Source organism: Streptomyces sp. NPDC059895, from assembly GCF_042731035.1.
Classification (GTDB): domain Bacteria; phylum Actinomycetota; class Actinomycetes; order Streptomycetales; family Streptomycetaceae; genus Streptomyces.
The window spans coordinates 11,856-36,737 of record NZ_JBHWKO010000052.1; the positions used below are offsets into that span (position 1 = coordinate 11,856).

19 protein-coding genes are annotated in these 24,882 nt (G+C 70.7%); 9 read left to right on the plus strand and 10 right to left on the minus strand.

The window, feature by feature from the left end:
* Positions 1 to 223: 223 nt before the first annotated feature.
* The 5 genes from ACFV9M_RS36050 (at position 224) to ACFV9M_RS36070 (ending at position 7,053) form a co-directional block, all read left to right on the plus strand.
* Positions 224 to 517, plus strand: coding sequence for a DUF503 domain-containing protein (locus ACFV9M_RS36050; protein ID WP_385075136.1), 294 nt, complete (start codon positions 224 to 226; stop codon positions 515 to 517).
* Between the two features lie 49 nt (positions 518 to 566).
* Positions 567 to 1,016: a 30S ribosome-binding factor RbfA gene (gene rbfA, locus ACFV9M_RS36055; protein ID WP_385075133.1), complete on the plus strand. Its 450-nt coding sequence runs from the start codon at positions 567 to 569 to the stop codon at positions 1,014 to 1,016.
* Entirely contained in the window at positions 1,013 to 1,918 is a 906-nt protein-coding gene (gene truB / locus ACFV9M_RS36060; protein ID WP_385075131.1) for a tRNA pseudouridine(55) synthase TruB, read from the plus strand. The genes rbfA and truB overlap by 4 nt, the downstream gene beginning before the upstream one ends.
* A gap of 244 nt (positions 1,919 to 2,162) precedes the next feature.
* Positions 2,163 to 5,858, plus strand: a complete 3,696-nt coding sequence (locus ACFV9M_RS36065; RefSeq protein WP_385075128.1) for a serine protease — start codon at positions 2,163 to 2,165, stop codon at positions 5,856 to 5,858.
* A 247-nt stretch (positions 5,859 to 6,105) separates the two neighbouring features.
* The gene (locus ACFV9M_RS36070; RefSeq protein WP_385075125.1) at positions 6,106 to 7,053 is read left to right on the plus strand and encodes a bifunctional riboflavin kinase/FAD synthetase; all 948 of its coding nucleotides are present in this window, start codon (positions 6,106 to 6,108) and stop codon (positions 7,051 to 7,053) included.
* 63 nt (positions 7,054 to 7,116) lie between these two features.
* On the opposite strand, the gene ACFV9M_RS36075 is transcribed toward ACFV9M_RS36070, so the two are convergent.
* From ACFV9M_RS36075 to eccE, 3 genes are all read right to left on the minus strand, one after another.
* The gene (locus ACFV9M_RS36075; protein WP_385075123.1) at positions 7,117 to 10,647 is read right to left on the minus strand and encodes an SCO5717 family growth-regulating ATPase; all 3,531 of its coding nucleotides are present in this window, start codon (positions 10,645 to 10,647) and stop codon (positions 7,117 to 7,119) included.
* Positions 10,648 to 11,047: 400 nt separating this feature from the next.
* Positions 11,048 to 11,833: a hypothetical protein gene (locus ACFV9M_RS36080; protein WP_385075120.1), complete on the minus strand. Its 786-nt coding sequence runs from the start codon at positions 11,831 to 11,833 to the stop codon at positions 11,048 to 11,050.
* 5 nt (positions 11,834 to 11,838) lie between these two features.
* Positions 11,839 to 13,176 (minus strand): type VII secretion protein EccE, encoded by a 1,338-nt coding sequence (eccE, locus tag ACFV9M_RS36085; protein WP_385075117.1) that lies wholly within the window; start codon positions 13,174 to 13,176, stop codon positions 11,839 to 11,841.
* Between the two features lie 184 nt (positions 13,177 to 13,360).
* On the opposite strand from eccE, the gene eccB reads away from it, so the two are divergent.
* The 4 genes from eccB to ACFV9M_RS36105 all read left to right on the plus strand — a co-directional run bounded on the left by eccB (position 13,361) and on the right by ACFV9M_RS36105 (position 17,131).
* Positions 13,361 to 14,881 carry a type VII secretion protein EccB gene (gene eccB / locus ACFV9M_RS36090; protein ID WP_385075115.1) on the plus strand — a complete coding sequence of 507 codons (1,521 nt, stop codon included), beginning with the start codon at positions 13,361 to 13,363 and terminating at the stop codon, positions 14,879 to 14,881.
* An 86-nt stretch (positions 14,882 to 14,967) separates the two neighbouring features.
* A complete protein-coding gene (gene mycP, locus ACFV9M_RS36095) occupies positions 14,968 to 16,197 on the plus strand; it encodes a type VII secretion-associated serine protease mycosin (RefSeq protein ID WP_385075113.1) in 1,230 nt (409 codons plus the stop codon).
* Between the two features lie 255 nt (positions 16,198 to 16,452).
* On the plus strand, positions 16,453 to 16,785 hold the full coding sequence (locus tag ACFV9M_RS36100) for a WXG100 family type VII secretion target (RefSeq protein ID WP_385075110.1): 333 nt from the start codon (positions 16,453 to 16,455) through the stop codon (positions 16,783 to 16,785).
* Positions 16,786 to 16,819: 34 nt separating this feature from the next.
* Positions 16,820 to 17,131, plus strand: coding sequence for a WXG100 family type VII secretion target (locus ACFV9M_RS36105; protein ID WP_385075107.1), 312 nt, complete (start codon positions 16,820 to 16,822; stop codon positions 17,129 to 17,131).
* A 173-nt stretch (positions 17,132 to 17,304) separates the two neighbouring features.
* Here ACFV9M_RS36105 and ACFV9M_RS36110 read toward each other — a convergent pair whose 3' ends face one another.
* From ACFV9M_RS36110 to ACFV9M_RS36140, 7 genes are all read right to left on the minus strand, one after another.
* The gene (locus ACFV9M_RS36110) at positions 17,305 to 17,883 is read right to left on the minus strand and encodes a hypothetical protein (protein ID WP_385075105.1); all 579 of its coding nucleotides are present in this window, start codon (positions 17,881 to 17,883) and stop codon (positions 17,305 to 17,307) included.
* A 37-nt stretch (positions 17,884 to 17,920) separates the two neighbouring features.
* Positions 17,921 to 18,565, minus strand: coding sequence for a hypothetical protein (locus tag ACFV9M_RS36115; protein WP_385075102.1), 645 nt, complete (start codon positions 18,563 to 18,565; stop codon positions 17,921 to 17,923).
* A 13-nt stretch (positions 18,566 to 18,578) separates the two neighbouring features.
* Positions 18,579 to 20,846: a hypothetical protein gene (locus ACFV9M_RS36120; protein ID WP_385075099.1), complete on the minus strand. Its 2,268-nt coding sequence runs from the start codon at positions 20,844 to 20,846 to the stop codon at positions 18,579 to 18,581.
* Between the two features lie 10 nt (positions 20,847 to 20,856).
* On the minus strand, positions 20,857 to 21,234 hold the full coding sequence (locus ACFV9M_RS36125; RefSeq protein WP_385075097.1) for a hypothetical protein: 378 nt from the start codon (positions 21,232 to 21,234) through the stop codon (positions 20,857 to 20,859).
* A gap of 106 nt (positions 21,235 to 21,340) precedes the next feature.
* Positions 21,341 to 22,753, minus strand: coding sequence for a type VII secretion-associated serine protease mycosin (mycP, locus tag ACFV9M_RS36130; protein ID WP_385075094.1), 1,413 nt, complete (start codon positions 22,751 to 22,753; stop codon positions 21,341 to 21,343).
* A gap of 30 nt (positions 22,754 to 22,783) precedes the next feature.
* Positions 22,784 to 24,322, minus strand: coding sequence for a hypothetical protein (locus ACFV9M_RS36135; protein ID WP_385075093.1), 1,539 nt, complete (start codon positions 24,320 to 24,322; stop codon positions 22,784 to 22,786).
* A complete protein-coding gene (locus ACFV9M_RS36140) occupies positions 24,322 to 24,828 on the minus strand; it encodes a hypothetical protein (protein ID WP_385075090.1) in 507 nt (168 codons plus the stop codon). Before ACFV9M_RS36140 ends, ACFV9M_RS36135 begins: the two co-directional genes overlap by 1 nt.
* Positions 24,829 to 24,882: the final 54 nt, after the last annotated feature.

Here is a 24,882-nt window from a genome sequence, read left to right on the forward strand (position 1 = left end):
GCCGGGGCGCGGCGGGGGGGGCGCGCCGCGGGGGGGGAGCCCCCCCGGGCGGGCGGCCGGGCCGGCGGGGGCCCGCCGCCCCCGCGCCCCCCGCCGCCGTTCCCGGGGGCACCCGGAAACCCCGTCGAGCCACCGCGGGTATCGTTGTACCGTTCGTGATGCCCTGTCCCACACGGCTGGCGGGGCCATCGATCCCGTACCGGCGGGTGAACCGGCAACACACATGTACGTGGGGACTCTGTCCTTCGACCTGCTCCTCGGCGACGTCCGGTCGCTGAAGGAGAAGCGCTCCGTCGTCCGCCCCATCGTCGCCGAGCTCCAGCGCAAGTACGCGGTGAGCGCGGCCGAGGTGGACCACCAGGACCTGCACCGCCGGGCGGTCATCGGCCTGGCCATGGTGTCCGGCGACGCGGAGCACCTGACCGACGTACTGGACCGGTGCGAACGGCTGGTCGCCGGCCGCCCCGAAGTGGAGCTGCTGTCGGTCAGACGCCGCTTCCACGGCGAAGACGACTGACCGACCAGACCAGAGAACACAAGCAGAAGAAAGAACGGGAGACGGACCAGTGGCCGACAACGCGCGCGCCAAGAGGCTGGCGGACCTCATCCGAGAGGTGGTGGCCCAGAAGCTGCAGCGAGGGATCAAGGACCCGCGGCTCGGTTCCCACGTCACCATCACGGACACCCGGGTCACGGGTGACCTCAGGGAGGCGACCGTCTTCTACACCGTGTACGGGGACGACGAGGAGCGGAAGGCCGCCGCCGCCGGACTGGAGAGCGCCAAGGGCATCCTGCGCTCGGAGGTCGGCCGCGCGGCCGGTGTGAAGTTCACGCCGACGCTGGCCTTCGTCGCCGACGCCCTGCCGGACAACGCCCGCACCATCGACGACCTCCTCGACAAGGCGCGCGCCGCCGACGAGAAGGTGCGCGAGGCGTCCGCGGGCGCCGCGTACGCCGCCGGCGCCGACCCGTACCGCAAGCCCGGTGACGACGAGACGGACGACACCGCCGAATGAACCGGAAGCACACCGCGCCCGACGGCCTCGTCATCGTCGACAAGCCGTCGGGCTTCACCTCGCACGACGTCGTGGCCAAGATGCGCGGCATCGCCAGGACCCGCCGTGTCGGGCACGCCGGCACCCTCGACCCGATGGCGACGGGCGTCCTCGTCCTCGGCATGGAGAAGGCGACCAAGCTCCTCGGACACCTCGCCCTCACCGAGAAGGAGTACCTGGGGACCATCCGGCTCGGCCAGAACACCCTGACGGACGACGCCGAAGGGGAGATCACCTCCTCCACCGACGCCTCCGGGGTCACCCGGGACGCCGTCGACGCCGGCATCGCCAAGCTGACCGGCGACATCATGCAGGTCCCGTCCAAGGTCAGCGCCATCAAGATCGACGGGGTGCGCTCCTACAAGCGGGCCCGCGAGGGCGAGGAGTTCGAGATCCCCGCCCGGCCCGTCACCATCTCCTCCTTCACGGTGTACGACGTCCGCGACGCCGTCGCCGCGGACGGCACCCCGGTGCTGGACCTGATCGTCTCGGTGGTCTGCTCCTCCGGCACCTACATCCGCGCCCTCGCCCGCGACCTGGGCGCCGGCCTCGGCGTCGGCGGCCACCTCACCGCCCTGCGCCGCACCCGCGTCGGCCCGTACAAGCTGGACGCGGCCCGCACCCTGGACCAGCTCCAGCAGGAGCTGACGGTGATGCCGATCGCGGAGGCCGCCGCGGCGGCGTTCCCGCGCTGGGACGTGGACGCGCGGCGGGCCCGGCTGCTCACCAACGGCGTGCGGCTGGAGATGCCCGACGAGTACGCCGGCTCCGGCCCGGTGGCCGTCTTCGACCCCGAGGGACGGTTCCTGGCGCTGGTCGAAGAGCAGAAGGGCAAGGCGAAGAGCCTGGCCGTCCTCGGCTGAGGCACCGCCGGTTCCGCCCGTGGAGCGGCGACACGGGGTCCTGCTCCGCCGCCGCTCCACGGTCCCCCCTCGGTTCCCCCACCCCTAGGCTGTGTCGAACGACCCTCGTTCATTCACCCGTCCGGGCAGGCGCTCGGAGTGAACCCGGGGTGTGTCAGGGGGCGCGTTCGTCCCACCGTCCGCCCGGCCGATCACCCGGTGCCTACCGTCGAACGGACACGCACGTGCGGTGGGAGGTACGACGATGGCGGAAAGGGACCCGCGAACCGACGACGGCCGTCACCCCCACCCCGCCGCGCGCCGGCACCCGACGCGTCCGGCCGGTCCTCCGTACCCCGCCGCGCAGGTGCTCGACGCCTCCCTCGTCGCTCTCCACGATCCGGCCGGCCGGCCGCGCGGTTCCGGCTTCGTCGCCGACCACCACGGCACGGTCGTCACCAGCCATGAGGCCGTGGACGGTCTCCACAGTCTCGTCGTGCACGTCGTCGGAGACGTGGGTGGCTTTGGTGACGTGAGTGGCTGTGGTGACATGAGTGGCTGTGGCTGTGGTGACGTGGGTGGCTTTGGTGACACGAGTGGCTGTGGCTGTGGCTGTGGTGACGTGAGTGGCTGTGGTGGCAGCACGGGTGGCTGTGGTGATCTGTGTGGCTGGCGTGATCTGTGTGGCCGTCGCCGTGGTGGTGTGGTCACCGCCGACGCCGTCACCCCGCTGCCGGAGCTCGGTCTGGCCCTCGTCCGCACCGAGGGCCTCGCGGCCGACCCCCTGCCGGTCACCGTCCGGGACGGCGTCGCGACGGGCGCCCACGTCCGGCTGGCCGCCGGCTGCTGGCGCGAGGCGCGGGTCCTCGCCGCGACGCCCGTGACGTACGCGGCCACCGACCGGTGCCACTCCCTCGAAACAGCCCTGGAACTGGCGATCGGCACGGCGGGCCGGGACGCCCTGCGCCCCGGCGGGGGCGCCGCCGGCGGACCGGTGCTCGACGCCGCGACCGGGGCCGTCGTCGCCGTCCTCGGCACCGCCCTGCGCTCCGGCCGGCACGACGCGGTCTTCGCCGTGCCGCTGCGCCCGGCCCCGCCCGACGGCCCGCTCGCCGCGCTCCTCGCCCGCAACGCGGCGACGGTCCCCGCCTACGGCGCCGACCTCGACCTGGCCGGCGTCCTGGAACTCACCGCCACCTCGGTGGGCTCGGACGGCCCGCCCGCCGACCCCGCCGGCCCGCCGGTCGAACGCGCGCTGCCGGTCCGGGAGTTCGCCGCGTTCACCAGGAGCCCGGCGACCGTCCTCGGTCTCGTCGGCGCCCCGGGCAGCGGCCGTACGACCGAACTGGCGGCCCTCGCCGCCCGCCGCGGCCGGGGCACGGAACCGGCGCCCACCCTGTGGCTGCGCGGCGCCGACCTCCAGGACGACGACGGCTCGGTCGCCGACGCGGCCCGCCGCGCACTGCACCGCGCCGCCCGGATCGTGGCCGCGTCCCGTCCCGGCCTGGACCCCGGCGACCTCACACCGGAGCGGGTCGCACGCCTCGCCCACGCGGCCGGACGCCCCCTGCTGCTCCTGCTCGACGGCCCCGAGGAGATGCCCCCGGTCCTGGCCCACCGCCTGCGCGAGTGGACCGCCGGGACTGCGGCGTGGCTGCGGGAGACGGGGGCACGGCTCGCGGTGGCCTGCCGGGCCGAGTACTGGGAGCAGGCCGGCGCGCACTTCCCGCCGCAGACGCTGTACGGCCGTACGACCCGGGCGTGCCCACCCTGCGTCCCGCTCGATGACCTCACCCCGGAGGAGGCCCGCGAGGCCCGCGCCCGCCACGGCGTCCCCGACACCGCCCTCGCCCCCTCGGACGCCCGCCACCCCCTCACCCTCCGGCTCTGCGCGGAACTGCGCGCCGCCCTGCCCGACGCCGACGCCCCCGGCGCACCCCCGGGCCGCGACGACGTCCTCGCCGCCCACCTCGACCTGATGTGCCTGCGCGTCGCGGTCCGGCTGGCCGCGGAGAACGGCCTGCGCGGCACCGCCGTACGCCGGCTCGCGGCGAAGGTGTCCGGCCAGGTCCACGAGGCCGCCCGGCGATGCCTCGGCCCCGGACAGGGGGAACTGGACCGGGCCTCCTTCGAGGCGGTGTTCCCGTGGGGCCCCGCCCCGGCCCGGCTCGGCGGCGGCACCGGCTGGGCGGCGGCGGTCCTCGCCGAGGGACTCCTGGTACCGGCGGGCAGCGGCTACCGCTTCGCCCACGAGGAACTCGCCGACTGGATCCAGGGCGCCCACCTCGACCTCGACGAGGCCCTGCGCGCCCTGGTCCACGACCACCGCCACCGCACTCCGGAGGGCACCCACGCGTTGCCCGTCCCGCACCACCGCACCTCGGAGGGCACCCACCCACTGCCCGTCCCGCACCACCGCATCGGCCCCGTCGTCCAGGCCCTGCTGCTCGTCGCCCGCCAGTACGGCACACCCCGGCTCTCCCACCACCTCCGCGAGTTGGCGGACGCTTGCGAAGCCGACCCGGACGCGTGGTGGGCCGCCCGGCTGCTCAGCGAGACCCTGCTGCGCGTCCCGGACGCCACACCGTACGCCGACGTCCTGCGGCTGCTGACCGACCGGCTCGCGGCCCGGCGCGGCCGGCCCGGCGTCCCCGCCGGGTTCGACCCCGGCTTCTGGACCGCCCTGCCCCTGCCGGACCGGACCCGGCTGGACCTGCTGCGCCGGCTGGTCCTCGCCGACGACGCCCCGCACGCCGCGGACCGGCCCCGCCACCTCGACGCCGTCGTCGGCCTGCTCACCGCCGACCCCACCGCCGTACAGCCGCTGCTCACCCTCTGGTTCGACGACGAGCGGCCGCTGCCCGCGACGCCGCACGCCACCGTCGCGACGGCCGCGCAGGCGCTGCTGCACACGCATCGGCACCGGGCCCCGGACGATCTCACGGAGGCCCTGGTGGACTGCCCGCACCCGCGTGCCGACGAACTGCTCGCGGTGCTCGCGGAGGAGGAACCGTCCGCGCTGTGCCGGGCCGTGGACCGCTGGGCGCACGACGAGCGGCCGGCCCGGCGGGCCGCGGCGGTGACCTGCGCCCTGCGCGCCGCGCCCCACGTCCGCACCACCGCCGACCGGGCGCTGCTCCGGTACGCGGCCCTCGCCCTGCTCGCCCGCCCCGCCGACCGCACCCTGCACGGCGGCGCGGTCGCCCTCCTCGTACGGGACCCGCAGACCCGCGCCCGGCACCTGCCGCAGGCGCTGGAACGGTTCGCGTCGGGCGACCCGTGGCTGCCGCCGAGCGCCCTGCTCACCGCCCTGAACACCCACCCCGAACCGGTCCTGGACGCCGTCCGCGCCCGTCTGCGCGGCCCGGACCCGGGCCGCCTGCTGGGCGCGCTCGCCGGCGCGGCCACGCCCGCCCTGGCCGGCCGGGTCGTCGCCCTCGTCCGGGAGGCCGTGGAGCGCCGGCCGGAGACCGCGGGCGAGGTGGCCGCGTCCGTCGACCGGCGCCTCGACCAGGGGCCGACCGCCCGCACCGTCCTGTTCCCCCTGGTCACGGGGCTGCTGGAGAGCGGCCCCGAACAGATGCGGGCCGCCCTGGCGACCGTCCTGGCAGCCCCCGGCGGGGCCCCGGAATCCATTCCCCTCCGCCGTGAGTTGCTGGAGCACCTCCTCGCGCACGAGCACGACCCCGCCGTCCTGGACGCCGTCCTGCACGCGGCCGCCGCCTGGCGCGGCGACGCCCTGCGCGCCCTCGTCCACCGCACCGGCCTCCTCCTCGTCCGCACCCCGGACGGCGCGACCCGTTTCGACCGCGGCCTGGTCGAGCTGGGCCGCCACGTCCCCGGCTTCGCCGCGCAGGTGGCGGGCTGGCTCGCCGAGGCCCCCGCGGAGTGGGCGCCGCTGGTCGGCCCCGGTGCCCGGCGCACGATCGAGAACCTGGCGGGTGCCCGGGTTCCGGTGTGACCGCCGCGGTGTGACCGCCGCGGTGTGACTGCCGCGGTGTGACTGCCGCGGGTGGGGGCGGGGCGTGGCTGAGGAACGGCGGGCGGCTACGGGGGAGGAACGTCGGGGCGGGCACGTGGGCCGGATCACAGGCCCCATGCCGATGCGGGCCGACCAGACCCGGCATGGCACCCTTAGAGCTGCGTAAGCGGTCAACGGAAAACGCGGTCAACGGTAAACACGGACACGGGTTCGAGGAGCGGTCACAGTGCAGCGCTGGCGTGGCTTGGAGGACATCCCCCAGGACTGGGGGCGCAGCGTCGTCACCATCGGTTCCTACGACGGGGTCCACCGCGGCCACCAACTGATCATCCAGCACGCCGTGGACCGCGCCCGCGAGCTGGGCGTGCCCACCGTCGTCGTCACCTTCGACCCGCACCCCAGCGAGGTGGTCCGCCCCGGCAGCCACCCGCCGCTGCTCGCCCCGCACCACCGCCGTGCCGAGCTGATGGCCGAGCTGGGCGTGGACGCGGTCCTGATCCTGCCCTTCACGACCGAGTTCTCGAAGCTGTCCCCGGCCGAGTTCGTCGTCAAGGTCCTGGTCGACAAGCTGCACGCCAGGACGGTCGTCGAGGGCCCCAACTTCCGCTTCGGCCACAAGGCCGCCGGCAACGTGGAGTTCCTGGCCGAGCAGGGCGAGATCTACGACTTCGAGATCGAGGTGGTCGAGCTGCGCCTGGCCGGCGAGGCGGGCGGCGGCGAGCCGTTCTCCTCGACCCTGACCCGCCGCCTGGTCGCCGAGGGCGACGTCGAGGGCGCCACCGAGATCCTGGGCCGCCCGCACCGCGTCGAGGGCGTGGTCGTGCGTGGAGCCCAGCGCGGCCGTGAACTCGGCTTCCCCACCGCCAACGTGGAGACGCTCCCGCACACCGCGATCCCCGCCGACGGCGTCTACGCCGGGTGGCTGCACGCGGACGGCGAGGCGATGCCGGCCGCCATCTCCGTCGGCACCAACCCGCAGTTCGACGGCACCGAGCGCACGGTGGAGGCGTACGCCATCGACCGCGTCGGCCTCGACCTCTACGGCCTCCATGTCGCCGTCGACTTCCTCGCCTTCGTCCGCGGCCAGGCCAGGTTCGACACGCTGGAGGCGCTGCTGGAGCAGATGGCGCAGGACGTCAAACGCTGCCGGGAGCTGATCGCCGCGGCGGAGTGACCGCGCGGCCCACCACGAAAGGGCGGCCGGTGTCCCAGGACACCGGCCGCCCTTCGCTCACGGCTACCGCTGCGGGGGCGGGGGAGGGGCCTGCCCCTCGGCGCCCTGCGGGTGCTGTGGCTGCTGAGGCTGCTGCGGGTATCCGGCGGGCGGCTGACCGGGCTGCGGATACGGCTGGCCGGGCTGCGGCGGATACGGCCCGCCCTGCTGCGGCAGCTGCGGGTACGGCTGACCCTGCGGATACTGCTGCCCCTGCGGATAGGGCTGCGGCGGGTACGGCTGACCCGGCTGCGGCGGGTACGGCTGGCCGGGCTGCTGCGGGTAGGGCTGCTCCGCGTGGGGCGGGTAGGGCTGCTCCGCGTGGGGCGGGTAGGGCTGCTCCGCGTGGGGCGGGTAGGGCTGCTCCGCGTGGGGCGGGTACGGCTGCTCCGCCTGGGGCGGGTAGGGCTGACCGGGCATGGGCTGGCCCGGCATGGGCGGGGCGGCGACCGGCGGCGGGTTGCCGTCGCTGGTCCACAGCCCGTGCATCTGCTGGTGTCGGACGAAGTCCTCCGCGACCATCGCCGCGAGGTTGAAGTACGCCTCCCGCACCTTCGGCCGCATCATGTCGAGGTCGACCTCCGCCCCGGCGGCGAGATGCTCGTCGAACGGCACGACGATGACGCCCCGGCACCGCGTCTCGAAGTGGCTGACGATGTCCTCCACCTTGATCATCTTGCCGGTCTCGCGGACACCCGAGATGACCGTGATGGAGCGCGAGACGAGCTCGGCGTACCCGTGCGCGGACAGCCAGTCCAGCGTCGTACTGGCGCTGCTCGCGCCGTCGACCGACGGGGTCGAGATGATGATGAGCTGGTCGGCGAGGTCGAGCACACCGCGCATCGCGCTGTAGAGCAGACCCGTACCCGAGTCGGTCAGGATGACCGGGTACTGCTTGCCGAGCACGTCGATCGCGCGCCGGTAGTCCTCGTCGTTGAACGTCGTCGAGACGGCCGGGTCCACGTCGTTGGCGATGATCTCCAGCCCGGAGGGGGCCTGAGAGGTGAACCGCCGGATGTCCATGTACGAGTTGAGGTAAGGGATCGCCTGGACCAGGTCACGGATGGTGGCCCCGGTCTCCCGCCGCACACGGCGGCCGAGGGTGCCCGCGTCGGGATTGGCGTCGATCGCGAGGATCTTGTCCTGCCGCTCGGTGGCCAGCGTGGAACCGAGCGCGGTGGTCGTCGTCGTCTTGCCGACACCGCCCTTGAGGCTGATGACGGCGATGCGGTAGCACGACAGCACGGGCGTGCGGATGAGCTCCAACTTCCGCTGCCGCTCGGCCTCCTCCTTCTTGCCGCCCAGCTTGAACCGGCCACCGCCGGCCGCCGGGCGGCTGCTCTTCGCCTTCTGCCTCTTGTTGTTGAGCAGCCGGTCGGAGGACAGCTCCACGGCCGCCGTGTAACCCAGCGGGGCGGCACCCGGGTTGACCGGCTGCCGCTGGTCGTGCTGGATCGGCTGCGGCCAGGCGGCTCCGGTACGGGGGTCCATCGGGGGCTGCGGGACGTGCGGGTCCTGAGGCGCCTGTGCCTGCGGCTGCGGCTGCTGGGAGGCCTGTGGCGGCTGGGGAGCGTGCGGGGGCTGAGGCGTCCCGGCCGCCTCGTGGGGGTACGGGGCGTGGGGTGCCGCGGCTGCCTGCTGAGGCTGACCGGCGAAGCTCTGGGGTGCGCCCGGAGGGGTTCCGTAGGGCGCGCCGGTGGGGGCGGTCTGCCCGTCGGCCTGGTGCGGGATCCCGGCGTGCGGCTGGGGTGCCGGGGGCACCTGGGCGGCCGGGGGCTGCGGGAAGCCGTAACCGCCGGGCACGGCCGGGGGCGTGGGCACGGGGCCGGCGGGGGGTTGGGGGAAGCCGTAGCCGGGCTGTGTGTTGGGGGTGGGGGGTTGGGGGAAGCCGTAGCCGGGCTGTGTGTTGGGAGCGGGCGGTTGGGGGAAGCCGTAGCCCGGCTGGGGGTCGGGAGCGGGCGCCGGGTGTGGGGCCGGCGGCTGCTGAGCGGTGGGTGCCGGGGCCGGGGCCGGGGGCTGCGGGAAGCCGTATCCGGGCTGCGGGGCGGACGCGGGAGCGGACGGGTTCCAGGCGGGCGGCGTGGGCGGCTGCGGGGCCGCCGCGGCCGCGACGGGCTTCGTCTGCTGGGGCTGGGACTGTGGCTGGGGCTGCGCCTGCGGGTCCTGCTGGGCCGGCCACTGGGCCGCAGGGGCGGGCGCCGCAGGCTGGTACGACGGCGGCAGCGGCGGCACTTCGCTCCGCGGGGCCTGCGGAACGGTCCAGGCAGGTGGTGCCGGCGGTACGGCGGCCTGAGGCTGCGCGTCCTCCGCTTCCTCCGCCTCCCCGGACGGCACGGCGTCCTCGGAGCCCGGCTCTGCCGTAGCGGGCTCCTGCGGCCCGGCGGCGGACACCTCGGGGTCCGAGCCGTCGGCGTCTTCGGGCTCGCTCTCGGTCTCCGCCTCGGTCTCCGCCTCGGTCTCCGTGGTCACCGCAGGCTCACTCGACGAGTCGCCCTCGTCGGCAGAGACGGAGCTCTCCGCTTCCGTGTCCGTGCGCTCCTCGCCATCCGCGGAGGCATCGACGGCCGTACCGTCTGCGGCCGCCGTGGCAGCGTCCGCCGAGGTCTCGTAGGCGCCGAACGGAGGAGCCCCCTCATCGGAAGCGTCGGAAGAGCCGGAAGCCTCGGAAGCGTCAGAAGCCTTGGCGGCATTGTCCTCCGCCGTGTCCGGCGCCGGCTGTGCCGCCGCCTGCTCCGCGATCTGACGCCTGAGCGCGACCGGCGAGAAGCGCATGGTGGCACCGCTCTCCAGGTCTCCGGTGGAGGTGCCGTCCTCCTCGGCCGCCGACGCACCCGTGGCCTCGCCCTGGCTGGGGAAGCCCGCGCTCGGCACCGGCTGCACTGGCGGCTGAGTCTGAGTCTGAGGCTGCGGGTGGGGCTGAGGCTGCGGGTGGGGCTGAGGCTGCGGTTCGAATCCGCTGCCCTCCGGCAGCCTCGGCACGGCGCCGTGCCCCACGGGAGGCGCGGGGTGCGCAGGAGGCGCGGGAGGAGCAGGGGGCGCGGGCGGGGCGAAAGGCGCCCCCGGAACCGGAGCCGCGGGCGGCGGGAACGGCGCCCCCGGCCCAGCCGGAGGAGGAGGCGCGAACGGCGCTCCGGGCGCCATGTTCGCCTGAACAGGCGGAGCCAGCCCAGGAACCGGACCACCGACCGGGAATTCACTCCCCGGAGCACCCGGAGCACCCGGAGCACCCGGAGCACCCGGAGCACCCGGAGCACCCGGAGCACCCGGAGCACCCGGAGCTGCCGCCGGACCGACCCCCGGCCGCCCCGGAGCCGTACCCCAGCCGGGCCCCGCTTCCGATCCATCCCCCGAAGCGTCTCCCGAACCGTCCCCCGAACCGGTGTCGGAACCGCTGTCGGAACCCGATCCCGACCCTCCGGCGTTCTGCGTGTACCAAGCCGGCGGCGCGTAGTCGATGGTGAACTCGCCCGTCATCTCGATGGAGGACTCCGCGTCGGGCTGGTCATCGCCGGGTGTGGCCCAGCCCCCGCGCATCCCGTCCCGATCGCTGCTCACAGTTCCTCCTGGTGTGGTCGAGCACCCTCATGCCGTGCCGGGGCGACCGAGTTGCTTGTCGTCCGAAGTGGTTCGAGGCCGTCCGAGTTGTCCGAGGCAGGTCGTCCGACGCACAGGCCCTCCCCGGGTCGCCGACACCCACCCCACGGCTTCCGATGTCGCGCCCCGCACCAGCCTAATCATCAGGTGCCCCGTCTCGGCAGGCCCGCCCGTCCCTCGGTACCAGTCCATCACGTCCACCACGGCCCCACGCAAGCCACCTGCCCCCGCACGACGGGCCGAGCGGAGAACCACCGCCCGCCGACCACCGCGCGGTGCCCCCGCCCCCGCCCCCGCCCCTGCCCCCGTCGCCAGCCGACCATCGCCCGGTGCCCCCGCCCTCCCCGCCTCCCCGCCCGCCTCAGTCCATCCGCCGAGGCCTGCCCAGCAGCCCGGTCTCCGCGTCCGTCGGCTGCGTCATCACGTACTGCCGGTCGCGGTCGGTGCACCACAGGGTGAAACCGTCGACGAGGGTGGGCAGCGCCTCCACGTTCTCCCGGGGCAGCGTCAGGGCGCGGCCCAGTTCGGCGGCTTCGTCCGGCGAGATCCGCTGCACACCGACGAGCCGGGCCTGCCGGATGAGCCGCGGCGCCACCGGGCTGAGGTACGGCAGCAGCGTCAGCACCGCCTGCCAGGGCCCGGACGCCACCCGTCCGCGCGGCGGGCGCATACCGCAGTCCCGCACCACCAGTACGGGCGTCCCCGCGGAGGCGCCCTGCGGAGGAACCCGGCCGACCTCGTACACCGCGAGGCCGTTCTGCCCGCCCCCCATGGCGTGCACCATCTGCGCCCAGGCCTGCGGCCGCCCCGTCTCGACAGCCACCCGGGCCCCGGTCGCCGCAGCTCTCAGCGCGAGGACCTGCGCGGTCCACAGACCTCCGATGAGGACGACGTCGTACGGCGTGGGCCGGTTGAGCCCCAGCACGGCGGGCCGCCCCTCGGCGTCGACACCGATGACGACCCCGTCGTCCCCGATGGGCAGCGCGAGTGCGTCGACGGCGTCGGCGGCCAGCACATGCCGTCCGTTGCGCGGGCCGAGCAGGCCGAAGCCGCTGGACAGCGGACCGCGCGCCCGGGGGGACGTCGTGGTCCGCACACCGTCCGGGGCGCCCTGCGCGCCGGGCCCAGTGGCCGTCCGGGGCGTCATGGACGTCACCGTGCACCTCCGAGGGGCAGTGTGGCGAGCACGCCGGGCAGCTGCTCACGGTCGAGGCGGTCCAGCCCGGCACCGGCGTGCCGGGCGGCGCCCTCCAACGCGCGGCGCGCTGCGGTCAGTTCGTCCGCGCTGCGCCCGGTGACCCGCAGATGGCCGTTGAGCGAGATCTCGTTGCGCTCCGCGCGCGCGAGCGTCAGGCTGAAGGTGGTGGCGAGCGCCGGGGTCGCGGTGACCAGCGCGAGGAACTGCGGGAGCGACGGCGCCCTCCGGCCGCCCAGTTGGGGCCATCTGCGGATCCAGTACACGGTGTGCCTGCGGTTGTCGCAGCGCCAACTCCGGCCCGACTCCTCGGTACGGCGCTCCCGCGTGCCGGAGCGCCCGGCCTCCGCCGTCACCAGCGGGTTGGCGCAGGACGAGGTGGTGATGGCGGTGACCAGTTCCTCCTCGTCGAGCACGTTCGCCAGGAACCCGGCGCCGGTCAGCCGGCTCGCGAGGTGGTCGGCGACCCGTACGACGCACTTCTGCGCGCCGATCAGCCCGCCACCGCGCGCCTCCACGGCCTCCGGGCACAGCTCCGCGTCGAGTTTCAGGGCGATCCAGGTGATGCGCACCGCCGGAGCACCCGTCTGCTCCTGAAGAGGCGCGTAGTTGGCGACGGCGACGGACTGTTTCGGCAGGTGGAGCGCGGGCGCGGGCTGCGTGTGCAGCACGATCTGCGCCGACTCCAGCCGGATGCCGTCCACCTCCAGGGCGTCCCGCACCAGCGCGAGCGGCAGCGGTTGCCGGTCGCGCTCGGCCCGCAGCGCGGTGGCGTCGGCCTCCACCTGGAGCACGGCGGTCACGAAGGTCCCGTCGCCGATGATCCCGACCTGCTTGCGGTCCCGGGGGCCGTACGCGTACGTCCGCAGACTCGGGTCGCACTCCACGGCCGGCACCAGTCCCGGCTCGGTGTCTTCCGGCAGGACCAGCCGCGCGGCCCGCCGCTGCCGTGCGCGCAGTGCCCGGGCCGTCGCCAGCCACTCGGGCAGCGTACGGCCCCGTCGGCGGACGAACGCGAGAGCCACCAGCAGGACGGCGAGCACGGCCGACGGAATCAGCGCGATCGGGTCGATCACCCAGCCGACCAGGAGGACAGCGCCGGCGAGTTCGAGCAGGACGAGACGTTGCAGCCGGAACGAACCGCCCCGTCCCCGGCGGGTTCTCAGGTGGAGCGCGCCGCCGTCCCGCGTCCGCTCGCCCGGAGCCGGCTGCCCCGGCTCAGGTCCCCGGGCGGGCGCCGAGGAGTCCCGCCCCTGCACCCGGCCACGCGATCGGGCCCGCGTCGCGGAAGCCATCACGCCATCCCCCCGTTTTGCTCACAACTTGCTGGAATCCCGGCATCCACAGGCCTCTTGAGGCCCGGGCACCCTACCCGCTCCACAAGTCCTCGCGGATACCAGGCATAGTAGGGGGCCGGTCTGACATCGGGCGGCGGGGGACTCGGCCCGCCGGGTGTGCTACGGGGAGAAACAGGCACTCATGGCATCACGGCGGGACGAACTCAACGCCTACACGTTCGCGAAGCGTCGCACCCTCGCGGCCTTTCTCCAGCCCTCACCGTGGGGGTCGGAGGAGGGGGCGCCCCGACCGCTGCGTGCCGTCGTGCCCGGCATGATCGCCGGGGCGCTCACCCTGGCGGTCTTCGGGGCCTGGGGCATGCTTCAGCCCACCGCCCCCAGCGGCTGGGACGAGCCCGGCACCCGCGTGATCGTCGGCAAGCAGTCGACGACGCGGTACGTCGTCCTCAAGACGGACAAGGTCGCCCGGCTGCATCCGGTCCTGAACCTGGCGTCGGCCCGTCTGCTGATGAAGGACGCCGACTACCAGGTGATCCAGGTCAGCGACTCGATCCTGGACTCCGGCGAACTGCCGCGCGGCCCGATCCTCGGCATCCCCTACGCACCGGACCGGCTGCCCTCCGCCGACGAGGCCGGGAAGGCCAAGCGCTGGGCCGTCTGTGAGCAACCCGGAGGCAAGGGCGACACCGTTCAGCAGGCGACCTTCGTCCTCGCGCAGCGGGACGCCGACAGGACCGACGGCTCCCAGCGGCTCTCCGGCGGCGACGTGCTGTACGTGAAGACCCGCACCGGCGAGCGGTACCTGGTCGACGCGAAGGGCACGTCGTACGCCGTCACGGGCAGCGAGTCCGACGCGCTGACCACCGCGCTCGTGGGCTCCCGCAAGCCGCAACTGGTCACTAAGGAGTGGCTCGCCACCCTCCACCAGGGCGCGCCGATCAGCTTCCCCCGGCTTCCCGCCACCGTCGGCCAGGCCGCCGGTGTGCCGGGGAACCTCTCGGCGGACGAGAACAAGGTCGGCATGGTCCTCAAGTCCGAGACCGGCGAGGGCACGAAGTACTTCGTGGTGGTGCCGGGGGCGGTCCAGCCGATCACCGAGTTCACCGCCTGGCTGCTGATCAACTCGCCGCAGACGGCCGCGCTGAACATGAACGGCGAGGCCCGTACCGTGGGCCTTCAGGACTTCACCGCCGACACCGGGTCCTTCTCCGGCCAGGCCGCCGACTGGCCCTCGCAGCGTGCCCGCCAGGTCAACTCCGCCACCGGCTCCGGACGCGACACCGTGTGCAGCGTCCTGCGGGACGTGGACGACGGCAACACGACGACGCTCAGCACCTGGGCGGGCACCGCGTACCCCGCCGAGATCACGGCCGACGGCACCAGCACCTATGTCACACCGGGAACCGGCCTGCTCTACACGCAGTCGCAGGGCACCGAGTCCGACGCCGGATCCCTGTTCCTCGTGACCGACACGGGGCTGCGCTATGCCGTGCAGGCGAACGGGGACAGCGACAGCGACAAGTCGAACATCGGGGCCGACGGCAAGAAGACGTCCGACGGCACACCCGAGCCCAGCGAGGCGCAGGTCAAGCTCGGCTACGAGAACGTCAGTCCGGCCAAGGTGCCCCTGGTCTGGTCGGAGTTCCTGGCGAAGGGGCCCCGCCTGGACACCAACAGCGCCCGGCAGCCCCAGGGTTCGTGACACGGGCCCCCGGACCCGCAGATCCGCGGACGCACCCCCGGCGGATCTTCGAAACTCACGGACAAAAGGACAGGAGCGACGTACCGGTGTCGCCTTCGAAGACGGCCCTGCTGGCCGCGGCCGCGGTGCTGACCACGCTGGGCGCCTGCCCGAGCGCCTCCCCCGGGGGAGCGCGCCACGCCGTACGGCTGGACGGCAGTGGCGAGTGCACCTTCCCCGCCGACCCGATCAAGGGCCGTCCCTGGTCGTTGCAGCGTGTCCTGCTGGACGAGCTCTGGCAGGGCACCCAGAAGGGCAAGGGCGTCCGGGTGGCGGTCATCGACACGGGCGTCGACGACAAGAACCCCCAGCTCGCCTCGGCGGTCGACAAGGAGGCCGGCCGTGACTACCTCACCGAGGGCAGCGGCGCCGACCCCACGAACGACGAGGTCGGCCACGGCACCAAGGTCGCGGGCATCATCGCGGCACGGCCCGCCGACGACACCGGCTTCGTCGGGCTCGCCCCGAACGCGACCATCATCCCCATCCGGCAGAACGACGCCGACAACAGCGGCGACTCCGACACCATGGCCCAGGCCATCACCTACGCCGTCGACCAGGGCGCCGATGTCATCAACGTCTCCCAGGACACCACCAAGCCCCTGTCGGCCACCTCCGCCCTTGCCGAAGCGGTACGCAAGGCGATCGCCGCGAGGGTCGTGATCGTCGCCTCGGCGGGCAACGACGGCCTGGACGGCGAGGTCAAGAACACCTACCCGGCGGCCTTCCCCGGTGTGCTCGCCGTGGCCTCCTCCGACCGCAACAACGAACGCGCCTCCTTCTCGCAGTCGGGCACCTTCGTGGGCGTCGCCGCGCCCGGCGTGGACATCGTCTCGACGGTCCCCGGCGGAGGCCAGTGCACGGACAACGGAACCAGCTTCTCCGCGCCCTTCGTCGCCGGGGTCGCGGCCCTCCTCAAGGAGAAGCACCCCGACTGGACCCCGGCCCAGATCGTCACCCAGATCGAACAGACGGCAGAGCGCGTGGTCAACGGCCACGACAACTTCGTCGGCTGGGGCGTGGTGGACCCGGTGCGCGCCGTCCAGGAGTCCGACGTGGCCGATCCCGCGTCCTCTCCGACTCCCGACCCGGGCCCGACCAGGGCGGCCGCCCCCGACGTCGCCCCGTTCTCCCTGGCGGAAACGTCCCAGGAGCGCGACGAGCGGTACGCCACCTACGCCCTGGGCATCACCGTGACGCTGATGGCCGTCATCGCCGGCACGGCCATCGCGGCACGGGACCTGCGCCGCCGACGCGGGAAGGGTCTCTCGGCGTGAATCCACTGTGAAGAAGCCAGTCCGGCAAGCAGGAACTGCTGTCCGGGACTTTGCAGTTGGAAGCACCACGGCAAGTGACTAGAGTGTCCGGTGGTATCACATGAGTGATACACACGGGGGCGGTGCGACGCTGCAACCGCGCACCGCGCGGCAGTCGCAGCATCTTGCCCGCCAGGACGGCCTGGATACCCATCCACGGCGACCCGGCACGGTGGCGACGAGCCACCGTCGCATCAGGAGGAGGGCAGGAAACCCATGAGCGTCAATTACAGCGATGCGGAACTCACGGACCTCGCCAACAAGATCCGTGACTTCCACACCAACGTCAGTGAGCGTGTGACGTCCCTCAACAGGGTCGTGGACATGATCCAAGCGGGCTGGAAGGGCGCGGCCAGCAAGGAGTTCGACACCGTCCAGCGCGGTGTGAACCAGAACCTGAAGAAGCTTCAGGACAACCTTGTCGACCTCGAAGAGGTCATGCGCATGAGCGTCAAGGGCTTCAGCGCCCAGGAGCAGGAACGCATCTCGGAGATCCGCAAGGTCGACAACTCGTACGAGGTCAAGAGCCGCATCACCGAGATCGCCTGAGCCGCAGTCCCACGCCACTGAGGAGAACCTGACCATGAGCGATGCCGGACGCACAGCAGTAAATTACGACACCGTCACCCAGGCCGCGGTCGACGTCCGCAAGACGGCCACCGATCTGACCGAGGGCCTGGAGACGCTGATGACCAGGGTCAAGGCGGTCGCCGAGACCTGGGAGGGCGAGGCGCGGAGCGCCTACGGCACGATCCAGAGCTCCAGCAACGACCAGATGGCCCAGATGTGCGAGAAGCTCAACGCCATCGCGAGGCTCCTGGACGAGTCGGTCATCGGCTACTCGGACACGGACCACGGGAACGCGTCGCGGTTCCGGATGCTGATGGGCGGCTGAGCAGGTATCGGACGGGAGGTGGAGGCGGCGCCGGGCGCCGCCTCCACCTCTTTTGTTTTCCGGCGTGCGCCCCGACAGGGCCGGGTGACCGGCACGAAGTGTCCGGCTGAGACGCAGCGGGGAGGCGGTGCCGCCCATCGCCTCCCCGCGCTGCTGGTGATGCCGCGCCCTGATCAACAGCTGCCCTCGTCCACCGTGGCTTCGAGGTCATATTCAGGCACGAACGTGCCAGGCTGGTCCCCGACTCCGGGAACGGTCAATCCCCCCTCGCTGGACTCCGCCTGGGAGATGCGCATACAGAAGGACTCGTCCACACCGTCTGCCGTGATGGTGTACTTGTTCGATCCCGCACCAGCAGTCTCGACTTCCAGGGCATAAGCCGGCCCCTCTCCCTTGCCGGCGTCGCCGACCTCACTCTCGATCAGATACGAGAAGTCGCTGTACCGGTCGTCCAGATGAGGCTCTTCCTCGAGCCGGGAGGCAGCCTGCTTGACTGCCTGACGGAGCTCTTCCTGGTTCCACGAGTTCTTGTCGGAGGCATTGACGACATCGCACCCCTGGAACGCCATCACACCCGCTGCGGAGAACAACACCACCCGCTGCCATGCGAGGGCCCGGTCCGACGGTGCATTCGCCCCCGGATTACGGTAGCGCCATGCTGCGAGACGCCGGTTCAGCTTGCGTTGATCGACCAGGGCCAACGCTGTGCAGACGGCGGCGACAAGGAAGAAGAAGACGGCTGCGCCGGTCATGTGCGGAATTTCCCCCGTAAGGCTTGACTGGGCACTTCTAACTCGCGGAGAGGTTCGGTGCGCCGTCAGGGATCGTGATCGGGTCCGAGCAGTGGGCCCCCGTCTGCGCATGCTTGGCGAAGGAAACCGCGACTTCTGCGACATCGGAACGGCGTGATGTCGAGTCCTCGCTCGAGGTGGACGAGACCACGATGCTCAGGGTGGTGCCGGTGATCTTCGATCCGGAAGGAGCGCACTTCAGATAGATGGCGGCGGAACTGGGCGCAGAAATACCCTTGCCTTCACCTCCGACGGTGAAATACTGCCGCTCATTTTTGGAGCCGATCTCTTTATTGCCGGACAGTGTCTCTTCCCACGTCTCGACATCGCCGCCCTGAGCGAGTTCCGCAGTGGCAATCAGAGCGGCTTCCTTGCCGATGTAAACGAAACATGAGGATGTATAACTGGCGATTGAGGACGAATCCGATGATCGTGAGCTGACCGAATCCCCCGATCCTACAAGTCGAGTGGCTGCCTCGTCGGCGCCCGAGCTCTCGACGAGGTTGGGGCAGGAGTTCTGCCATGTGACCGAGACGGCGTCGCCAGACGTGGTTTCGGCGATGAGGTAACCACCGCCGGCACCGACCAGAACGGCCAGTGCCGAGGCGAGGGCGACGTGCACGGCAGTCAGTTTTGTTTTCACTGGAAGAAATCCCTCATCCTGGTGGAAGTGTGCTGGAGGCTTCGCCCCCGATGTACTTCCCCACGTTGTTTCGCGCCTGTCCAAAACCGTCGTCCACGCCCGTGGCGGCGGTGGACTCAAACAACCCGAGATCAGAGCTGTCCCTCAGCGCAGTGGCGGAGAGAGACTGCTTCGTTGTGTAGACCGTATCGTTCTTGAGAGCCTCCCAGTCCTCACCGTTGCGGTAAATCTGGTCGGGAAGCCCGTCTCGTTGATTGCCGGCAACAATTCCGTTGAGGATATCGCCGGTCGCCGTGCCGAGAAGTCCGCCGGCGACGATGCCTGTCGGCCCCACCCAAGGCGAGGTGCCGATGCCGATGCCGATACCGACAAGTCCACCAGCCCAGGTCCCGGCTTTACCCAGGGCCTTGTTGTAAGCCTCGTCGTCTTCTACGACACCCTCTTCGAGGGCGAAGTCGCGGCCGGCGCCGATGATCCCCTCGATTTCTCCGGCGTCCCTGGAGATGCTGGTCACGACACTGTTCATGGCCTCTTGACGGTCGCCCGTGAGGCTGTTGACGTACACATCGGGGTGCTGGGCATGGAAGTCGAGGATGCTCGCCGTGTACTGATGCTGGCCCAGGTTGATGGCCGCGTAACCATCAGGGTCCTGCCCGACCGTGTGCAGGAATCGGGTGACGTCTCGTTCGTTGAGACCTGCGTCTGTTCCGCTGTTCGGGAACATCGACTCCAGGCTCCCCTTGTTCGGGTCCAGAGCGCGGTGGATGTCCGACATGTACTCGGCGGAGATCCGGCCGAAGCTGTCTCCCATGCCTTCGCGAACAAGTTCAGGATGCTCCGACATGGTGCCTACGATGCGATTCATGATCGCTGCCTGCTCCTTGGAGTGGGCAGAGGTCTCGGGCGACGGGCCGTCCTCGTAGTTGTGTCCGGTGGTGGCCGCTTCCAGCGCGTGTCCGAGGGAGTCGAAGCCCGGAAGCTCCTTCTCCTGATCGGGGTTCGAAACGAAGTCGGCGCTGTCCTGTGGCCAGATTCGCGGCTCGGGTCCGTTCTTTGTCTCGACGCCGGTCAGGTAGTTGAAGTGCTCCGTGTTCTCGAAGAACTTCGTCGATGCCTCCGGATTGTGACCGAGAGCTTCCAGGAATCCGGTCATCGGGTCCTTGCCGTCGTCATTCTTGGCGGCATCGAAGTTCAGCGCGTCATAGTACTGCCCGCCGCTGGCCCACAGCTCAGGAGCATTCAAGTTCTTCTCGAAGTTGTACAGCTTGTCGCCGTAGTCGTTGAGGAACTTGGTGTCGAACTCACCTTCGCGCATCAGACTGCTGGTGAGTTGGAATCCGTAGGGGCCTGTCGTGTCCTTCGTGGGGTCGGTGATGAACTGCTGATCACCGAGTTCGATGATGTCCCGCTTCCACTGCTGCATCTCCTTGCTGTTGGAGTGCGACGCCTCCGCCAAGGTGAGGCTCAGGTTCTTCTGAAGGTTCTTGAGAGTCTTGAGCTCGTTCTTGGGCAGATTGCCCTGGTGGGAGTCCACGACCGACGCCCAGAAGGTCATGGTCCCCTTACCGCCCATTCCCGTGGCGACCTTCTCCGCGAACAGCCTGTCTCCTGTGTGCTGTTCGAGCAGGTCGTTCGCGTGGGCGAGTTCCGTGGCGGATGCCTCCGCCCCCTTCTTGGCGATCGCGACAAACTCCTTGGCGTCTGCGATCTCCTGGGCCTTCTCGGCGTCGTCCAGCGACTTGTACTCGGTGCCGGAGAAGTTGTTCTTGTCCTTGCCGACCAGGGTGCTCAGAGCACGGGCGGCCACTTCATCGGCCTCTGCTGCTTTGTCGAGGGCCGCCTGGATGTCAGCACGCACCTTCTCGAAATCGGCTTCCTTGGGTTCGGGTCCGTCGTAGTCCTTGCTCCGGCGATCCGGGTGGACTTGGTAACTGACGACTCCGTCCGGGTCGATTCGGATCCCTTTGCCGGGTGCCTCTTCGACCACCCTGGCCAGATCTGCCTTGGCCGTCTTGAACTCGGACAGGGCATCGCGGAGGATGTTCCGAATGCTCGTCGCTTCCTTGGCGGCGTCTCCGAACTCCTTTGCTGTCTTCTTCACGAAGGGCAGAGTGATGACAGCGTTCTCGCCCGCCCAATCGGCCTTCTCTGCCTTCTTGAGCATTCCCTTGTTCGCTGACTCCTCGAGAGTCTCCAGCTTTTTGACCGTTTCCGTCCAGTCGTCGACCGCATCCTTGAGGCCGCTCAAGTGGGCGTGGAGAAGGTGGTCAAAGGTCACCATGACTGCTGCCTCACTTGAAGTGCTTGTCGATCTGCTGTACGGAGAGGTTGGTGACGAGGAGTTCCTCGTGCTTCACGTGTGTGACGACGGTGTCCTCAAGATGATTGTGAATGTGGGCACAGGCGCTGAGCAACGCCTCCGCCTGGGACCGCCACGTGTCCCACGCGGTCGACAGGGCCGAGCCCGTCAGGAAGCCGTCTCCGTCCAGGTCCTTCGCCGCCTTGTCGGTCTGCGCGCCCGCGTGGAAGGCGTCCACTTGGAAGAGGTGGAACAGTTCCTGGGCGTCGTTTCCAACGGCTTTGAGGTCGGGAGACGTCACTGTGTAGTCGCTGCCGCCGGTTGCTCCACCGCCCCCACCGCCGTCCGCAGCCAGCTGATTGAGCTGCATGCTGCTCTCCTGGCGAGCCACAGCCGAACTACGAGCCTGGCCCCACATTTCATCGAACGACACGTCGTTTCCTTCGCGTTGTCACCGGCAACTGGTAGTTCGCCGCTCAGCGTGCCGACGGGCGGCCCGGGTCGGCCGTTCCATCAGAGGGCGGCGGGCCGGCGATATGACCTTGCGGATGCCCGAACGGCGGGTACGGCTGCTGCTGGGGCATGTACGGGGGATGTGCGGGCGGAACGGCAGCGATGGTCGGTTGAGCGGTCTGCCGTCTGCGGGCGCGCACCATCGGGACGGCAACCGCGGCACCGAGGAGAGCGGCGGCTCCGATTCCCAGGGCGATCCACAGTGGCGAGCCTCCGCCGTCACCGGTGCCAGCCGCCGCGGACGCCGACTCGTCCTCCGCCTTGCTGTCGTCCTTCGCCGAGCCCGTGGACTGGGACGCTGCGGGGGACGGAGACGCTGAGGTGGCCGCCGCCAGATCCGGAAGCGGGTACTCGTCGGCCGCGCCGGGATCGCCGGGGTCCGTCAGGGCGACCCGGGGCCGGACCACGCCGTAGCCGAAGTCGTCGTTGCGGGTCCAGCTGTCCTCGTTGCCCTTCATCGTGTTGATGAGGACCCGGAGGACCTGGTTGTTGGTCCAGGTGGGGTGCTTGGCCCAGATGAGGGCGGCAGACGCCGAAGCGATCGCTGTGGCGTCACTGGTTCCCTCGCCTTGGCATACCTGTGTCCCACCCACGCAGGCGTGGAGCATGTTCTCACCGGGGGCCGTGACGTCCACCTCCGCCCCTCGCTGTGAGAATGTGCTGCGCTCAATGTCTTCGTTGATCGAGCCGACTCCGACAACGCCGGGCGTCGATGCCGGATACTGAGGCAAGTTCGATGTGTTTCCGCTGTTCCCGACAGCGGCGAAGATCAACTTGCCCTTGTCCAAGGCGTACTTCACAGCTGATGCGAGTTCAGGCGTCCCGACGTTCTTGGTGCCCGGCGCGTTGGAACTACTCATCGAGATGTTGATGATCTGTGCCTCGGTGTCCGCTGCGTAGCGGATCGCTTGGGTGAGAACGCGGGAGTATTCGGCTTTGTTATCGACCTGACCGAAATCCTCTGTCGCGTAGCGCATCCGGATGGGAAGGATCTTGGCGTCTGGAGCGAGCCCGAAGGTACCGTCTTCGGCTCCTCGTGCGCCGGTGGCTGCAATGAGGCCGGCGATACCTGTGCCGTGATTGGCGAGATCAGTGTGCTCGTCGCCTGATTGGTCCGAGTAATCCTTGCCGTCCAGAACTTGACCCTTGAGGTCAGCCAACGTGTCATCGACTCCTGAGTCGATGACCGACACCGTGATGCCACGGCCGGTACTGACTTTCCACATCTCGTCGGCCTGCATGGCGTCGAGGTACCACTGCCTTGCCCGGACCGACTCGGCATGGGCGGGAGTCGCAGCGATGCCCACCAGCAGTAGGCCCAGAGCCGCCGACACCGCCGGGACAGGTCGTAGTGTGCGCTTACTGCTGGTTCGCATATGCCTTCCAGTAGGGGAACGTGAGCGGGATCAGTCGACGACCGGCGGAAGTACACGGCGATTGCCGGGGGTCCAGGTCTCTTCCTCTTCGACCAGGTAGTCCGGCCGACGGTCCCGCTGCTCATCCCTGCCCTTGGCCGAGGACCGGCCTGGGGCAGCTGTTGCTCCAGGGCGCCCGTTCGGACCGTGAGCCGAACCGGCGGAGTTGGAGGAGCGTACGAGTCCTGACCCACCAGGCGTGAACGCGCGGGTACCGGTGCGACCCGGTTGACCCGGGCGGCTGCCCACGACACCACCGGTCTCCGAGGCGAGTCGTCGTCCGCCTGTCACGCCTGCCTGACCGCCGGCGTTGCCTCCGCCTGGCGACCCCGGAGACATGCCGCGCATCATCGGCGTTCGGCCCTGAGTGCCGCTGCCACCGATGACTGTGCCACGCGGGATGCTGCCGGTCGGGCGGCTGGAAGTGGGTGTCACCGGGCGACCTCCCACGATGCCGGTCTCCCGTGGCAGACGCGCCATGCCCCCCTTGCCAGTGCCCTGACCTGGCACCACGGAAGATCGCGTGGCTGCCGGAAGGCGCCCGGACGACGCAGGTCCTGATCCCCCTGCGCTACCGCTGTAAAGAGGAGGAACAGGGGCTGGCTGTGAGGGCGACACGGTTTCCGGACGAAGCGCACCGGTCTGTGGCCCTGTGGCCGTGGTTGCGGGCACCGTGGTCTGTGGAAGTGTGGTCGTGCCGTCGATCCCCATGGAAACGGGTTGTGAGTGATCGCGTTCCGCAGTGGCCGTCACTGCAGTGGAGTGGACGCCCGACGAATTGGTGGCATGCGCTTTGGCGGTGTTCCCGCTAGTCCCGTCCGTGGAAGTCCCTGTGTATGTTCCTGACCCACCTGAGGAACCAAGGGATGCATATTGGACACCGTCCTTGGTGCCCTTCCACTCTTTGGCATCCATGTGCTCCGCCGGCGGCGAAAACGTAGGCGGCTCCACACTGTTCACCTGCTGAGCCGAGTACTCGTACGCCTGAGCAAGCCTCTGCATCTGCTGGATCGCCTCGGCGCGGGCGGCGTCGATCCGGCCCTGTGCCGCGGTCGCGTCCGTCTGGGCGGTCTGGGCCAGCTTCCGGGCGTCGGGGTCGTTCGAGGCGCCCGGCTGCTTGGCCGCGGTGATCGTGCTCTTGGCGTCGGCGAGGTCGGCCTGGGCCTGGGTCGTCTCGGAGACCTTCGGCATCGCCGCCTTGGCCTCGGCGACGGCCTGCGAGACCGTCTCCATCCACCGTGAGGCCACCTCGGCGTACTCACCGAGGCGAAGCGTGGCGCTGGCGGTCTGGCCGCCCCAGTCGCGGAAGGCGTCACCGCCCTCGCCCTGCCATTCGAGTCCCTTGACGTGCTTCATCAGGTCGTCGCCGATCTTGGTGATCGTCGACGCGGCCTTCGACAGCTTGCCCGCGAGGTGGGACGCGCCCTCCGAGCTCGCGGCGTCGATCATCGCGGCCAACTGCTCGTGCGTCATGGACTCGAAGTCCGTCCGTGCGAGCGCCGGCTCGGCACGCTTGGGCTGGTCCGCCATTACAGCCCCTCCTCGCCGGTGGACGTGGACGCCGGGGTGTCGGTGGTCCGCTGCTCGACGTACGGATCCCGTTCAGCCACGTAGTACTTCTCCGCCTCCGCGTTGACCGCCCTCATCCGCGCCTGGATGTCCGTGTCCAGGTTCTCGTAGCCCACGCGCGAGGCGTGCACGGCCAGCCCCATGCCCTCGATCTGTGCGTTGAGCGCCTTGGAGAGGTTCTCCAACTCGTCGTGCACGATGGCGTAGGAGTCGTAGAGGAACTGTGCTTCCTTGAAGTCGGCGGAGCCCAGCTGGGCGCGGGACAGACGGTCCTGGCCGACCTTGCCCGGTGCCGCCTCGGACTTGTCGAGCTCGATGAGCAGCTCGTCGACGCGCTTCTTGAAGTCCTCCATGGCGCCGTGCTGGATGTCCAGCGCCATCTGAGGGTTGACGTTGTACAGGGTGTCGAACGACTTGCCTGTGTCCGGCGCGCCATTTCCCTCGGCGCCGCCCCCGTTCTCACTCACCTCAGCAGCCTCCCCGTTCACTCAAGGCGAGTCCGTCCAGTCAAGACGGGACAG